The 13,335-nt window shown below is 35.8% G+C and carries 16 protein-coding genes and 1 other RNA gene; 10 read left to right on the top strand and 7 right to left on the bottom strand.

The window, feature by feature from the left end; all coding sequences use genetic code 11:
• Nucleotides 1–11 precede the first annotated feature (11 nt).
• The 4 genes from ACH63V_RS07210 to lpxA are packed head-to-tail and all read left to right on the top strand — an operon-like array spanning nucleotide 12 to nucleotide 2,867.
• Complete coding sequence (locus tag ACH63V_RS07210; protein ID WP_311070720.1) at nucleotides 12–515, top strand: OmpH family outer membrane protein; 504 nt, start codon at nucleotides 12–14, stop codon at nucleotides 513–515.
• Between the two features lie 4 nt (nucleotides 516–519).
• Nucleotides 520–1,590: a UDP-3-O-(3-hydroxymyristoyl)glucosamine N-acyltransferase gene (gene lpxD / locus ACH63V_RS07205; protein ID WP_311070722.1), complete on the top strand. Its 1,071-nt coding sequence runs from the start codon at nucleotides 520–522 to the stop codon at nucleotides 1,588–1,590.
• Between the two features lie 6 nt (nucleotides 1,591–1,596).
• Nucleotides 1,597–2,082: a 3-hydroxyacyl-ACP dehydratase FabZ gene (gene fabZ, locus ACH63V_RS07200; protein ID WP_000140523.1), complete on the top strand. Its 486-nt coding sequence runs from the start codon at nucleotides 1,597–1,599 to the stop codon at nucleotides 2,080–2,082.
• Nucleotides 2,079–2,867, top strand: a complete 789-nt coding sequence (gene lpxA / locus ACH63V_RS07195) for an acyl-ACP--UDP-N-acetylglucosamine O-acyltransferase (RefSeq protein ID WP_263613889.1) — start codon at nucleotides 2,079–2,081, stop codon at nucleotides 2,865–2,867. The genes fabZ and lpxA overlap by 4 nt, the downstream gene beginning before the upstream one ends.
• 59 nt (nucleotides 2,868–2,926) lie before the next feature.
• On the opposite strand, the gene ACH63V_RS07190 is transcribed toward lpxA, so the two are convergent.
• A complete protein-coding gene (locus ACH63V_RS07190) occupies nucleotides 2,927–3,817 on the bottom strand; it encodes a YbgF trimerization domain-containing protein (RefSeq protein WP_311087457.1) in 891 nt (296 codons plus the stop codon).
• A 316-nt stretch (nucleotides 3,818–4,133) separates the two neighbouring features.
• On the opposite strand from ACH63V_RS07190, the gene ffs reads away from it, so the two are divergent.
• Nucleotides 4,134–4,230, top strand: an RNA gene (gene ffs / locus ACH63V_RS07185) — signal recognition particle sRNA small type.
• A 14-nt stretch (nucleotides 4,231–4,244) separates the two neighbouring features.
• Here ffs and ACH63V_RS07180 read toward each other — a convergent pair.
• The 4 genes from ACH63V_RS07180 to ACH63V_RS07165 all read right to left on the bottom strand — a co-directional run bounded on the left by ACH63V_RS07180 (nucleotide 4,245) and on the right by ACH63V_RS07165 (nucleotide 7,089).
• The gene (locus ACH63V_RS07180; RefSeq protein ID WP_311087458.1) at nucleotides 4,245–4,727 is read right to left on the bottom strand and encodes a regulatory protein RecX; all 483 of its coding nucleotides are present in this window, start codon (nucleotides 4,725–4,727) and stop codon (nucleotides 4,245–4,247) included.
• A gap of 53 nt (nucleotides 4,728–4,780) precedes the next feature.
• Entirely contained in the window at nucleotides 4,781–5,833 is a 1,053-nt protein-coding gene (recA, locus tag ACH63V_RS07175; RefSeq protein ID WP_263613886.1) for a recombinase RecA, read from the bottom strand.
• Between the two features lie 145 nt (nucleotides 5,834–5,978).
• Entirely contained in the window at nucleotides 5,979–6,419 is a 441-nt protein-coding gene (locus tag ACH63V_RS07170) for an RNA-binding S4 domain-containing protein (RefSeq protein WP_263614985.1), read from the bottom strand.
• A complete protein-coding gene (locus ACH63V_RS07165) occupies nucleotides 6,403–7,089 on the bottom strand; it encodes an HAD-IA family hydrolase (RefSeq protein WP_263613885.1) in 687 nt (228 codons plus the stop codon). Before ACH63V_RS07165 ends, ACH63V_RS07170 begins: the two co-directional genes overlap by 17 nt.
• Nucleotides 7,090–7,543: 454 nt before the next feature.
• Here ACH63V_RS07165 and ACH63V_RS07160 point away from each other — a divergent pair, with 454 nt between their 5' ends.
• Both ACH63V_RS07160 and ACH63V_RS07155 read left to right on the top strand, forming a co-directional pair.
• A complete protein-coding gene (locus ACH63V_RS07160; protein WP_057066151.1) occupies nucleotides 7,544–7,780 on the top strand; it encodes a hypothetical protein in 237 nt (78 codons plus the stop codon).
• A gap of 114 nt (nucleotides 7,781–7,894) precedes the next feature.
• Entirely contained in the window at nucleotides 7,895–8,188 is a 294-nt protein-coding gene (locus ACH63V_RS07155; RefSeq protein ID WP_004708422.1) for a hypothetical protein, read from the top strand.
• Between the two features lie 52 nt (nucleotides 8,189–8,240).
• Here ACH63V_RS07155 and ACH63V_RS07150 read toward each other — a convergent pair whose 3' ends face one another.
• Nucleotides 8,241–8,777 carry a GNAT family N-acetyltransferase gene (locus ACH63V_RS07150; protein ID WP_396463112.1) on the bottom strand — a complete coding sequence of 179 codons (537 nt, stop codon included), beginning with the start codon at nucleotides 8,775–8,777 and terminating at the stop codon, nucleotides 8,241–8,243.
• 43 nt (nucleotides 8,778–8,820) lie between these two features.
• Complete coding sequence (gigD, locus tag ACH63V_RS07145; protein WP_057066152.1) at nucleotides 8,821–9,270, bottom strand: Lrp/AsnC family transcriptional regulator GigD; 450 nt, start codon at nucleotides 9,268–9,270, stop codon at nucleotides 8,821–8,823.
• Between the two features lie 146 nt (nucleotides 9,271–9,416).
• Between gigD and kynU the strand changes: the two genes are divergently transcribed.
• Genes kynU through ACH63V_RS07130 form a run of 3 tightly spaced genes read left to right on the top strand, consistent with a single transcriptional unit; the run spans nucleotide 9,417 to nucleotide 12,871 of the window.
• On the top strand, nucleotides 9,417–10,667 hold the full coding sequence (kynU, locus tag ACH63V_RS07140; RefSeq protein ID WP_396463111.1) for a kynureninase: 1,251 nt from the start codon (nucleotides 9,417–9,419) through the stop codon (nucleotides 10,665–10,667).
• A gap of 40 nt (nucleotides 10,668–10,707) precedes the next feature.
• Complete coding sequence (locus tag ACH63V_RS07135) at nucleotides 10,708–12,114, top strand: amino acid permease (protein ID WP_396463110.1); 1,407 nt, start codon at nucleotides 10,708–10,710, stop codon at nucleotides 12,112–12,114.
• Nucleotides 12,115–12,121: 7 nt separating this feature from the next.
• Entirely contained in the window at nucleotides 12,122–12,871 is a 750-nt protein-coding gene (locus ACH63V_RS07130) for an alpha/beta hydrolase (RefSeq protein ID WP_396463109.1), read from the top strand.
• Nucleotides 12,872–13,335 lie beyond the last annotated feature (464 nt).

Below are 13,335 nucleotides of genomic sequence, written 5' to 3'. Positions count from 1 at the left end.
AAGAAATTTACATGAAAAAATTAAATACATTAATGTTAGGGTTAGGCTTGACGGTGGCTTCAGTAGCAGCTAATGCAGCTGGTTATGGTGTGATTGATCTCGCTAAAGTTGTTGAAAATAGTACTTATTTAAAGCAACAAAATGCAAGCTTAAACCAGTCTGTGAAACCTACAACGACTAAACTTGAGCAATTGGGTAAAGAGTTAGAAGGACTTCAACGTCAAGCTCAAACCCAAGGCCAAAAAATGAAAGAAGATGAGATTAAAAAATTACAATCTCAGTATCAATCAAAGTTAAATGAATTTAATTCAACACAGCAAGGTTTACAGTCTAGAGTTCAAACTAGCTTGCAAAGTATGAACACAACTTTTGAGACTAGAGTTAAACAAGCTGCTGAGCAGTTACGAAAAGAAAATAATCTTGACTTTATTTTGAATAAAAATTCAACTGTTGCCTATGACGCTAAGTATGATTTAACTGATAAAATGATACAAAAGGTTAATTCAATGAAATAAATTAATGAAAGTGCAACAATATCGTTTAGATGAATTAGCTCACCTCGTTAAAGGTGAGCTAATTGGTGAAGGTAGCCTTCAATTTTCAAACCTAGCAAGTTTAGAAAATGCGGATGTTAACCATCTTACTTTTGTAAATGGTGATAAATATCTCGAACAAGCTAAAGCAAGCCGCGCGGGAGCTTTTATTGTTACCGCTGCTTTAAAAGAACATCTTCCTGAAAAAGATAATTTCATTATTGTTGATAATCCTTATCTTGCTTTTGCAATCCTTACTCACGTATTTGATAGAAAGCTTACTTCAACAGGTATAGAAAGCACTGCTCAAATTCATCCATCTGCTGTTATTTCCGAAACCGCATATATAGGACACTATGTAGTTATTGGTGAAAATTGCGTAGTGGGTGATAATACAGTCATTCAGTCGCATACTAAACTTGATGACTATGTAGAAGTTGGAAAAGACTGTTTTATTGATTCTCATGTCACTATTACAGGCAGTTCTAAATTACATGATCGTGTACGTGTTCATTCAAATACTGTAATTGGTAGTGAAGGTTTTGGCTTTGCTCCATATCAAGGAAAATGGCATCGTATTGCTCAATTAGGTTCAGTTATCATTGGTAATGATGTTCGCATTGGATCAAATTGTAGTATTGATAGGGGGGCTCTTGATAATACAATTTTGGAAGATGGAGTAATTATTGATAATCTTGTGCAAATTGCACATAACGTTCATATTGGTTCAAATACTGCTATTGCAGCTACGTGTGGCATTGCAGGAAGTACAAAAATTGGCAAAAACTGTATTCTAGCTGGAGCATGTGGAGTCTCAGGTCACCTTACAATTGCTGATAATGTGACTTTAACTGGAATGTCAATGGTCACAAAAAATATTTCTGAAGCTGGAACTTATTCTTCAGGAATTGGGTTGTTTGAAAATAGTCATTGGAAAAAGACAATTGTACGCTTGCGACAATTAGCAGATGTGCCATTGACCCAAATCACTAAACGACTTGATCATATACAAGCTCAAATAGAGTCTCTTGAATCAACTTTTAATTTGCGTAAATAGAATATTATGACCGAGTCAACTACACCTAAATTTGCCATCCCTGAATTACCAATGCAGATTCAAACGATTCGTCAATATTTGCCGCATCGTTATCCATTCTTATTGGTTGATCGTGTGACTGAAGTTACTGACAATAGTATTGTTGGTTATAAAAATGTTTCTATCAATGAAGAGTTTCTACAAGGACATTTCCCAGAATATCCAATTATGCCTGGTGTTCTAATTGTTGAAGCACTAGCTCAAGTTTCAGGCGTTCTAGGTTTTATTATGAACAATGAAACACCAAAACCGGGTTCTTTGTTCCTGTTTGCTGGTGCAGAAAGAGTTAGATTTAAAAAACAAGTAGTTGCAGGTGACCAACTTGTATTAAAATCTGAGTTGGTAATGCAGAAGCGCGGCATTTACAAATACAATTGTACAGCTAGCGTTGATGGCATTGTAGCAGCAACCGCTGAGATTATGATTTCACACCAAAAAACAGAGCAGGCATGAGTAATCACGATTTAATCCATTCTACCGCCATTATTGATCCATCTGCAGTGATTGCTGCAGATGTTCAAATAGGACCTTATTGTGTTATTGGTCCTCAAGTAACTATTGGTGCTGGTACTAAATTACATTCTCATGTGGTAGTAGGTGGTTTTACCAGAATTGGCCAAAATAATGAGATCTTCCAGTTTGCAAGTGTTGGTGAAGTTTGCCAAGACCTCAAATATAAAGGTGAAGAAACTTGGCTTGAAATTGGTAACAACAATTTAATTCGTGAACATTGCAGCTTACATAGAGGCACTGTGCAAGATAATTCATTGACTAAGATAGGTAGTCATAACCTATTGATGGTCAATACACATATCGCACATGACTGTATCGTAGGTGATCACAATATTTTTGCCAATAATGTTGGTGTTGCCGGGCATGTACATATTGGTGATCATGTTATTGTGGGCGGTAATTCTGGAATTCATCAATTCTGTAAGATTGATTCTTACAGCATGATTGGTGGGGCCTCACTAATTCTTAAAGATGTACCAGCATATGTTATGGCGTCTGGTAATCCTGCTCATGCTTTTGGTATAAATACTGAAGGTATGCGAAGAAAAGGGTGGTCTAAAAATACAATTCAGGGCTTAAGAGAAGCTTATAAATTGATATTTAAATCTGGATTGACCTCTGTTCAAGCTGTTGAGCAAATTAAAAGTGAAATTTTGCCTTCTGTTCCAGAAGCTCAATTATTAATTGACTCTCTTGAACAATCTGAACGCGGAATTGTGCGTTAATTTTTAATAAGATATAAAAAAGGCACTGTTAAAAACAGTGCCTTTTTTATATGTTTAAATTATTTCTTAAAGAATTTAACTTCTTCAGATTTGGGATATTGAGTAAGTAGTTTGTTCTTATATTGATTTGCTGACACAGTATTTTTATCAACATCTTTCGCAATACTATACAGCTGATACAGTGCTCGAGGTGCCTTACTAGAGTTTGGATATTGGCTAGCGACAATATTGTAGTTTTTCTTCGCTTCATTGTAGTTCACTGGGTCTGTAGCTAAATGAAACTCTGCTAACCAGAAATAGGCATTACCTGTATAAATACTATTAGGATGGTTTTTAATAAAGTTTTGCATCGGAGCAATTGCTTTTTTTGCTCCACCTTGTTTGTAAGCATCTAAAGCTACTGTATAAGCGGCTTTTTCTAGCTCAAGTGGATTTGATTGATTTTGGGCCGCGGTGACTGGTTGAGCGTTTGTTACGGGTGCACTAGGTTGTTGTTCAGAGGTGGTTGGAGTAGGTGGAGCTGCAACTACTTTGTTGCCATCTGTAGGCTGAGATTGAGGTGCTGATGTATTAGTAGAAGTGGTGCTATCAGCAGTCGTATTTGAGCTATCTTCTTGTGTAGCACTGTCAGGGTCAACTTTTTGATGTAACAATTCTAGACGTTGATCTAAATCAGTATAGCGGTTCGCAAGGTCTTTCTTTAATTGCTCAATATCATTCGCTTGTTCTTCTAACTGACCTCTTAAAGTACGGACATCATTTTCTAATTGTTGGTTTTTTTGCATCAATTCCCAGTTTAAATTTGTAGGAACTGAAATATTGCTTGAAGAAGTATTAGATGCACTACCATCATTTTGACTTAAACCACGAGACTCGATAGGAATGTTTGCGTATAGAGAAGTGGTACTCATTAAGGCAATAAATAATAAAGAATGCTTCTTCATTTGCATGTGTATAAATCCATAATTTTATATAAAAGCCACCTTGATACAGGAATATAAAAAACAATTCTCTAAATATCTAAGGTTTTTCATTAATCAATGCAATTAAAGCAGTTAACAGTTTAAATGCAAGGATAGTTTACAATCTTCAAGCATATTTTATGCAAAATACGAAAAGAGCATAAGTTCAGAAAATTACATTTTTAGGGTTTTAAGCTGTTTTTGCTGATGAATTAATCAATCGAAACAAAAACTTGCTGAAAAAGACAGAGAAGGGTTGCAACTCTTTTAAAAATCTCTATACTTTGTTTTGCAATGGTAGCCCCGCTGGTGGCTTCGCAATTGTACTCTGTGAACCCCGCCAGGACCGGAAGGTAGCAACGGTAGCAGATCTATGATGTGCCGAAGTTTTGCTAGTGGGGCTGCCACCTTTCTTTTAATCCAATTTTCTTTGGATCGCTTTTAAAATTACATCTAAATCAAATCCTCTATATTGTAGAAATCTGATCTGTTTTGCTTTAAGTTTTGGATCTTTCTCTACGGCTTCTCCAAACTTTTTAACTTTAAGTTGATACGCCTGTTCTACCCAATCAATTTCTTGAATTTCATCGGCGATTAAATCATTTTCTATCTGTTTTGTTTTTAAAGCTTGTTGAATGCGTTTTGGACCTTTGCCTTTACGAATCTGGCTAGCCAATGTTAATTCCGCAACACGCTGGTCACTTTGGTAATTTTGTTCAGATAACTCTTCAACAAGTTGTTTCACTTCTTCTATATTTTGTGCATAACGAGCTAATTTCTCAATCAATTCTGCTTTAGAGTAGTCTCGACGAGTAAGTAAAGCAAAAGCATATGAGCGTAAGCGCTGGCCAGTAAGAGGAGGGCGCTGTTGAGATTGCTCATCGTTTCTTTTGAACATATAAATTTCCTTGTAAAAAACGCCCCGAAGGGCGTTTTATGACTTATGTATAATTAAGACTCTAATAAAAGATCTGGTTCTTCTTCATCATCTTCAATTTGCACTGCGCCATTTGTACCTGTAGTCAACAATTGCTCACGGATATTGCGCTCAATCTCTTCAGCTATTTGCTTATTTTCTTCAAAATAACGAATTACGTTATTCTTACCTTGGCCAATTTTATTACCTTGGTATGAATACCATGCACCAGCTTTTTGAACGATATCTTGCTGAACTGCTAAATCTACAAGTTCACCTAATTGGTTAGTACCTTTACCATATAGAATTTGGAAAATAGCTTCTCTAAATGGAGGAGCCATTTTGTTCTTAACAACTTTAACTTTGGTTTCTGAACCAACAATTTCGTCGCCTTCTTTTACCTGACCGATACGACGAATATCTAAACGAACTGAAGCATAGAATTTAAGTGCGTTACCACCAGTCGTAGTTTCTGGGCTACCAAACATAACACCAATCTTCATGCGGATTTGGTTAATGAAAATAACCATACAGTTTGAACGTTTAGCGTTACCCGTAATTTTACGAAGTGCTTGGCTCATAAGACGTGCTTGTAGACCCATGTGAGAGTCTCCCATCTCACCTTCGATCTCTGCCTTAGGTGTAAGAGCAGCTACCGAGTCCACAACGATTAAATCAATCGCACCTGAACGAACAAGCATATCAGCGATTTCAAGTGCTTGCTCACCGTTGTCGGGTTGTGAAACAAGTAGGTTATCAATATCTACACCAAGCTTACGTGCATACTGAGGATCTAGGGCATGTTCGGCATCGATAAAGGCACATGTACCACCAGACTTTTGACATTGAGCAATTGCTTGTAATGTCATTGTAGTTTTACCAGAAGATTCTGGACCATAAATTTCGATAATACGGCCTTTTGGTAAACCACCAATCCCCAATGCGATGTCTAAAGTTAAAGAACCTGTAGATACGGCTTCAACTGCTTGAACAGTGTTGTCACCGAGACGCATAACCGTGTTTTTACCAAATTGCTTTTCAATTTGGCTCAAAGCGGCTTGTAATGCTTTGCTTTTATTCTCATCCATCTCAAAAACCTCAATACTCTATGTTCATCACGTTTAACCCAAGTGGATGCATTGAATCTCAACTTGTTTCACAGGGCTAATAGTGACAGATTTTTTCTCTAGCTTCTATATATTGTATATGTGAGTGCGACACAACTCGACGTTTTTATTCATCATCATAAGACCAATGGTCTTCATAATGTTGATCATTATCCTGTTTAAACCGATTGATTTGTCGCCGATCTTTCTTGCTTGGTCTATGGTCAGGTCGAGCTAGATTATGCAATTTTCGCTGGGAAGCAATCAACTCCCGTCTTGCAATACTTACTTCGGTTTCTTCATAAAGTTGTTGTGCAACTGGAGCGGGTCCTCTAGCGTTGGAAAGTGCTTTAACAACAATCGTCTTTTTATCGAAACCTTGCTGAACAACCAGTTCCATCCCAACACGAATTTCTTTAGAAACTTTTACACGCTCATTATTGTGATGTACTTTTCCCCCTTCAATTGCTGCTTTAGCAATAGAACGAGTTTTAAAAAAACGTGCCGCCCATAACCATTTGTCAACGCGCATGGTTTCTACAGCATCGTTTTCACGCAATTTTGACATCATTATCCTTTCTATCAGTTTGATTCAAAATAGACAGTAGCTCTGTAAGCTGATCTAGAGCTTTATACTCTAAATCTTGTGACTGCCTTTTACTCTTAAGAGTTGAGGGCTGTAAGATAGTAAACAAGTGTCTTATACCAAATTTTTCAGCAGTTTTTAAAACTGGAAGAGTGTCATCTAAAAAAATAGTCGTTTCTGGTACAAAATAATATAAACGTTGTAACTCTTGCCAAAATTGAAGGTCTTCTTTTGCATGACCAATTTGTTCGCTAGACACAATCACATCAAAAAAATCTTGAATAGGAATGTTATCAAGTTTTAATTGTAAACTTGCACAGTCTGCATTAGTGACTAACCAGCATTGATAACCTTGTTCTTTTAGACCACTGAGTAGCTCTATGCATCCTGAGCGTGTTTTAATTTTATGTTGAAATTCTTGCTGAAGTTTTAAAACATCTACGCCTGTAGTTTTTGTCCAATACTTTGAAGAATACCAGGCAAGAGTATGCTTATTACTACGATAAAACTGACTTAATATTTCTTGGCTTTCTGTTAAAGAGATTTGATGTGTTTGAGAATGTCTTTCAGGTAGGCATTCGTTCCATATAAAATCATCAAAAGCCAAATCTAACAAAGTTCCGTCCATGTCAAAAAGCACTATTTTATTCATGTTTTGAGAGCTCCAACTAAAATATACATGGAAGAAAAGCAGCTTAAGATTATAATCATTAAAGTCGGGAAAACGGACTGATTTGTTGTTATTTCATCATTTTAAAATTCTAATGGTCTGTAGTGAATAAACGAGTAGATAACAATAGTGCCCCTAAAGCTTGGACTACTCAATATTGAGAGAAAAGTAAAATAATGTTTTTCATAAGGTAATTTCTATATATCTGCTCTTACTTTTTTGAAGGTGTACTTTATGATAAAACTACTTAATAGTAGGGCTTGAACAAAATTTTTGAAAATATTCATAGAAGTAAAATAGGAGGAAAATGACTAATAAAGTCTTTTAGAAATATAGATTTATATTTATTTTTCGGTTCATTTTTTGATAAGTATTTTTGCTTTTCTATGAACTCTATGGAATTATTATTTAAATATTATTAAAAGTTGGAATAAAAGTGGGCTTATATACAATTAGATATGGTTATCGTAACAACAGTTTTTTTATAGCTTCAAACGCTGCTGGAAAGTTTATCGTAATTGATGCATTAGGAGCAGATTTTCAAATAGGTCATCAAATCTCTTATGAAGGTACCAAAATAATAAATGAAACTTTAAATGATGAGACGGAAGCAAGAGTTCATCTGGAGAGCAATGAAAAAGAGGCTTATGAATATTTACGTGCCATGAAGTAATAAACTCGTTATTTTGATTTACATAGGATACGTATTGGCAAACATTTTATAAATTGAACCGTACTTGTTTAAAGTTATATTAAAAATTATCCGAATAACAATTTAGAGCAGGCAATGAAAATTGGATTTATTGGAGGAGCCAATGACGGCATAGTGATCAATGCCGCCAATGGTATTGATACTTATAAACTTGAATGGCATTACAAGGCTGAGAAGCACTGTGAAGAACAGCCATCATTAGGGCTAAATGGCCCTGAATATGACTATTACAATCTATTAATTTTGAGAAAAAACAAAGAAGCAAAACTTTTCTATGTTTTAACTACAATGGATAAGGAAGCTATTGCAGATAAAATTAATGAATATTGGGAACATTCCACTTCTGTCGGTTATGACTTCGATGAATAATCTTATTTTTTAATTCATTGGAATGCTTGAAATATATCAATATTTGATTTACTCATAACTTAAACTTAGGATTATTTATTTCATAAAGAACATGTTCTTGTAGGGCATGTTCGTCTGGAAGCTTGGGATGGTTGAAGTATTTAACTTTGTGCATTCCTAGTCTTTCCATCACTGCTTGAGATGGTTTATTCACTGTTGCTGTAAAAGAAACTACTTTATCTTTATTAAGCACATTGAAGGCATAGTCTAATGCTGCTTTTGCTCCTTCTGTGGCATAACCTTTTTTCCAAAATTTTGTCGCAATTCTCCAGCCAATTTCAATGCAAGGGGAAAAATCAAATTGTTCTGGTTGGTCGTGTAGGCCAATAAAACCAATAAAGTCATGGCTTTCTTTTAATTCTACAGCCCAAAATCCCCAACCTTTTTCATCAATAAGGGCTGATGCTCTTTGAATTAAATTTATACTTTCAGTAGCAGATAAAAGCTTTGGAAAAAAACGCATAACATCTTTATCCAATCCCATTTCGATAAAGGGGGCAGCATCAGTTTCTTTCCATTGTCTTAGGATCAAACGTTCGGTTTCGATCATAGTAAAAGTTCTTTAAATATAATTTTTAATTTAACCATATAGTCTACAGTGGCTTTTGTATAATTTTCTGTAAGATAATCTTAGAATTAATGCTTACCACTCCTTTAATTTTATTGAGTGTATTAATAACAAAATGAGAAAAAGAATTTAGATCTTTAGTGGCCACATGCAGTACATAGTTACATTCGCCTGTAATGATATAAGCATTAATGACTTCATCAAAATTCTTGATTTGGCTTAAGAAAAAGTTGTGGTCATTTTCGGTGAGTTGAGCAAGTTTTATTTCAACTATCGCCTCAATTTTTATACCTAATTTTTCATAATTAACTTTCGCTTGATATTTTTCAATGATTCCGTTGGCTTCTAAAATCTTGACGCGTCTGTGACAAGCAGATGCTGAGAGATTGACAAGATCAGCAAGTTCTTGGTTACTTAAACGTGCATTCTCTTGTAAATACTTCAAAATTTTTAGATCGATTGCATCTACATTCATTTTCGAATTCCATCCATGTTTTTTAATTTTAATTGGAATTTTATACGAAAATAGCCGTTTTTAATCAAATATTATCGAACAAATCGAAAGAATTGACATGATAAAATTCAAATACAAAGGAAATGTTGAAATAGGTGCAATACGAAATGATTACTCGTGAACAGTGTTTGTATTGGGATCAGGAAGATGAACTCAAAAAATTTAAAGATGAATTTGCATTGCCAGAAGGTGTTATTTATTTAGATGGCAACTCTTTAGGTGCTAGACCAAAGAAATCTTTGGCTGTCGCTCAGCATATTATTTCCCAAGAATGGGGAGAAGATTTGATCAATAGCTGGAATAAGGCTGATTGGTGGGGGTTACCAACAAGACTGGGTGACAAAGTCGCTAAACTGATTGGTGCCGAACAGGGCGAAGTTATTATTTCAGATTCAACCACGCTGAACTTATTTAAGGTTTTATCAGCAGCGGTAAAAATTCAGGCCGAAAAAAATCCTGAACGTAAAATCATCGTAGCGGAAAAGGATGCTTTCCCAACAGATATTTATATTATTGAAGGTTTCATTGATTTAATTCAAAAGGGCTATCAAGTTGAATTAATTGATGGTTTAGAAGACTTAGCTCGAGCTTTAGAGAAAGATGTTGCTGTGGTAGTTCTTTCTCACGTGAATTACCGTACTGGGTATTTCTACGATATGTCATCTATTAATGAGCAGATTCACTCTAAAGACGCTTTGGTGATTTGGGATTTATCTCACTCCGTTGGTGCTGTTCCAATGGACCTGAATCAAAGCGGTAGTGATTTTGCGATTGGTTGTACCTATAAATATTTAAATGGGGGGCCTGGTTCACCAGCATTGCTCTGGGTCAATGAAAAGCACCGTGATCAGTTTTGGCAACCTTTATCTGGCTGGTGGAGTCACAAAAAACCATTTGATATGGCACAGCATTATGAGCCAGCGAATAGTATCCGCCGTTATTTATGTGGGACTCAGCCGGTTATTTCTATGAGTCTTATTGAATGCGGTGTCGATATTTTCTTACATGCTGATATGCAAAAAATCCGTGAAAAATCGCTGAAATTAACTGACTTATTTATTCAACTGGTACAGCAAGAATGCTCTGAATTCGGTTTTGAGTTAATTACGCCTTTAGATCATAAATATCGTGGTAGTCATGTTAGTTATCGCCATGAATTCGGTTATGAAATTATTCAGGCGCTTATTGCACGTGGTGTGATTGGTGATTATCGGGAACCTGCGGTGTTGCGATTTGGTATTACACCTTTGTATCTGGGCTTTGAAGATATTTGGAATGCAGTACAGCACTTAAAAGAAACCATGCTGAATAGTGAATGGAAAAACAAGCAGTATTTAGTTCGCGGTGAAGTGACCTGATTTTAAGGAATCAAAATAAAACAAATGGCTAGGAGGGCCTATGAGTAGTTTTGATGAAATACAAAATAGAGAAGCTGGGCTGCATAAAAAGTTATCTGCAAAACAGATGGGGATGATTGCCATTGGTGGAGCAATTGGAACCGGATTGTTTATGGGAAGCAAATTTGCAATTAGCTTTGCTGGTCCTGCAGTCATCGTCAGCTATGCGATTGGTGGTTTAATTGCATTTGCACTTATGGCTTGCTTGGCTGAAATGACGGTTCAGCATCCTACCTCGGGCTCATTTGGTGCATATGCAGAACATTATATGAGTCCACTTGCTGGCTTCTTAGTTCGTTACTGTTATTGGGCTTGTATTGTGTTGGCTGTAGGCACTGAGATTACCGCTGTAGCTGATTATATGAAGCTTTGGTTTCCAAATGTAGGCTCTTGGGTCTGGATTGGATTTTTTTCACTGACCTTACTTGTTGTAAATGCCTATAGTGTTAAAGCCTTTGGTTTGGTGGAGTACTGGTTTTCCACAATCAAAGTTTTTGCCATTATCGTGTTTATTCTTTTGGCTATTGGTATCTTGACTCAAAGCAAGGAGGGCGCAAAGCAAGTTGTGACTAATTTGTCAGGGCATGGAGGCTTTTTCCCCAATGGCTTTAGTGGGGTATGGATTGGTGTCATTATTTCAATATTTAGTTATTTAAGTATAGAAATGATCGCCGTCGCAGCTGGTGAAGCAAAAGACCCTGAAAAAGCAGTAAAAAAGGCATTTAAAAGCACAGCACTCCGACTCATTTTGTTTTATTTATTGTCCTTATTTCTAATCGTTACTTTGGTGCCATGGACGGTTTTGATTGGAGCAGATGCAACAAGCCCTTTTGTTATGGTCATGAGGATTGTTGGTATTCCATATGCCGATAACATTTTAAACTTTATTGTAATTGTAGCTGCCTTATCTGCAATGAATAGCATGCTTTATATTTCAACTCGTATGCTGTTTAGCTTGTCACGTGCAGGCGATGCACCAAAAGTTTTTGGCCGAATCAGTAGTAACGGTGTACCAGTAAATGCACTGTTACTTTCCGCGGTAGGGATTGGTATTGCTAGTATTGTTTATACAATTAATCCGGCTTCTGCATTCCCAATCATGATTGCACTATCAATGTTTGGTGCACTGTTCACTTGGGGTAGTATCTTTGTGACACATATGTTTTTTAGAAAGCATATGGCTCAGCAAAACATACAGCTAAAATTTAAAATTCCAGCCAGTCGATTCATCTCACTATTCGGTTTTATTGCGATTTTGAGTATTACAGTAACCACTTGGTTTACCAATGAGTTTAAGTCTACTTTGCAGTTTGGCGTACCCTTAGTGCTTGTTCTGATATTTTGCTTCTACTTAAAACGTTCCACCGTAAAGTTAAATCTCAACTCTAGTGAAGAAACATTGAAGTGATCGGCATATGAGACAATATGATAATGCTACAACGGTAGCAAATGAAGGTGAAATACTAGCAAGCTTTCAATATAGAAGCTTGCTGAGTTATCAAGCCTATCATCATATAAAAGATATAAAGTATGGTTCACAGAACCGATCAACGATGGATTTTTTCCCTTTAGAACATGCCAATAAAACCGTGATTTTTATACATGGAGGTTATTGGCAGTGGTGTGATAAATCGGACTTTGCCTTTATAGCGCCGTATATTTTGGCAAAAGGGGCGCAATGTATACTTTTAGAATATGACTTGGCTCCTCAAAGTCATATTTCACAAATGGTGGCTCAAACTCAAAAAGCTCTAGATTTTATTGCACAGCAGAATTGGAAAACGGATGAAGTTTTATTAGTGGGCCATTCAGCAGGTGCGCATCTCGGGGCATTATGTTTAAGCCATCCTTTATTATCTGAAGCAGTTTTATTAAGTGGTATCTATGATTTAGCACCTATACGAGAGACTCATTTAAATCATGCATTAAACTTATCACAAGACGATATTTTGAAATATAGCCCTATTTATCACAAAGAGAGTGTTGATATTCCTTGTATGGTTTTGTGTGGAGAGTTGGAGGTAAGTGAATTGAGATGGCAAAGCCAAAATTATTTTGAGCATAAAGGCGATCAAGATCAGGAGTTATTCTCTTTAGAGACTATTTCTGGGATTAATCATTATTCTATTTTAGAGCACTATTTTAAATGTAGGTTTGAGAACTAGAGAATCCGACTTTTAAAGGTGGGTGATTGGTTTTAATATTTTGAATCAATAACTTGAAGTTTATTCGATGATGATATGCCGAATGATATATGTTTTTATTAAATTTAATACAATATATTCATTTTAGGTTGTGTTTGAGTGGAAATGTAAAATGTATCACATTTAAGTAGCTTTTTATCACTACGTTGGATTTCAAGTTGACCTAAATTAATAACTCAATTAGATTAAAAGGATAGTGTTTTCTCTCTAATCGACAAACTGTTTAGCTGTTGCTTAGATGAGTTTTATAGTCCGTAGCTTCCCAAGATACGGACTTTTTTATTTTGTATCGTCTCTTGATCATAAATATTTAGTGTACTAAAGCAGCAATTGATGAAGTTGATCACAACGAGTTAAATGAAAATATGAAAGAGGTATTGTAAATATATCTTTAAAAGTATATATTTATTCATGCACATACTGCG

This window comes from Acinetobacter sp. ABJ-A23_2, from assembly GCF_044538765.1.
GTDB lineage: Bacteria > Pseudomonadota > Gammaproteobacteria > Pseudomonadales > Moraxellaceae > Acinetobacter > Acinetobacter nosocomialis_A.
The sequence above is the reverse complement of the archived record's forward strand: the minus strand, read 5'-3'. Positions and strand labels throughout refer to the sequence as shown.

What these genes read in the sequence shown, in the direction of transcription:
- ACH63V_RS07210 (WP_311070720.1), top strand. Translation starts at nt 12, where the DNA reads ATGAAAAAATTAAATACATTAATGTTAGGGTTAGGCTTGACGGTGGCT.
- lpxD (WP_311070722.1), top strand. Translation starts at nt 520, where the DNA reads ATGAAAGTGCAACAATATCGTTTAGATGAATTAGCTCACCTCGTTAAA.
- fabZ (WP_000140523.1), top strand. Translation starts at nt 1,597, where the DNA reads ATGACCGAGTCAACTACACCTAAATTTGCCATCCCTGAATTACCAATG.
- lpxA (WP_263613889.1), top strand. Translation starts at nt 2,079, where the DNA reads ATGAGTAATCACGATTTAATCCATTCTACCGCCATTATTGATCCATCT.
- ACH63V_RS07190 (WP_311087457.1), bottom strand. Translation starts at nt 3,817, where the DNA reads ATGCAAATGAAGAAGCATTCTTTATTATTTATTGCCTTAATGAGTACC.
- ACH63V_RS07180 (WP_311087458.1), bottom strand. Translation starts at nt 4,727, where the DNA reads ATGTTCAAAAGAAACGATGAGCAATCTCAACAGCGCCCTCCTCTTACT.
- recA (WP_263613886.1), bottom strand. Translation starts at nt 5,833, where the DNA reads ATGGATGAGAATAAAAGCAAAGCATTACAAGCCGCTTTGAGCCAAATT.
- ACH63V_RS07170 (WP_263614985.1), bottom strand. Translation starts at nt 6,419, where the DNA reads ATGTCAAAATTGCGTGAAAACGATGCTGTAGAAACCATGCGCGTTGAC.
- ACH63V_RS07165 (WP_263613885.1), bottom strand. Translation starts at nt 7,089, where the DNA reads ATGAATAAAATAGTGCTTTTTGACATGGACGGAACTTTGTTAGATTTG.
- ACH63V_RS07155 (WP_004708422.1), top strand. Translation starts at nt 7,895, where the DNA reads ATGAAAATTGGATTTATTGGAGGAGCCAATGACGGCATAGTGATCAAT.
- ACH63V_RS07150 (WP_396463112.1), bottom strand. Translation starts at nt 8,777, where the DNA reads ATGATCGAAACCGAACGTTTGATCCTAAGACAATGGAAAGAAACTGAT.
- gigD (WP_057066152.1), bottom strand. Translation starts at nt 9,270, where the DNA reads ATGAATGTAGATGCAATCGATCTAAAAATTTTGAAGTATTTACAAGAG.
- kynU (WP_396463111.1), top strand. Translation starts at nt 9,417, where the DNA reads ATGATTACTCGTGAACAGTGTTTGTATTGGGATCAGGAAGATGAACTC.
- ACH63V_RS07135 (WP_396463110.1), top strand. Translation starts at nt 10,708, where the DNA reads ATGAGTAGTTTTGATGAAATACAAAATAGAGAAGCTGGGCTGCATAAA.
- ACH63V_RS07130 (WP_396463109.1), top strand. Translation starts at nt 12,122, where the DNA reads ATGAGACAATATGATAATGCTACAACGGTAGCAAATGAAGGTGAAATA.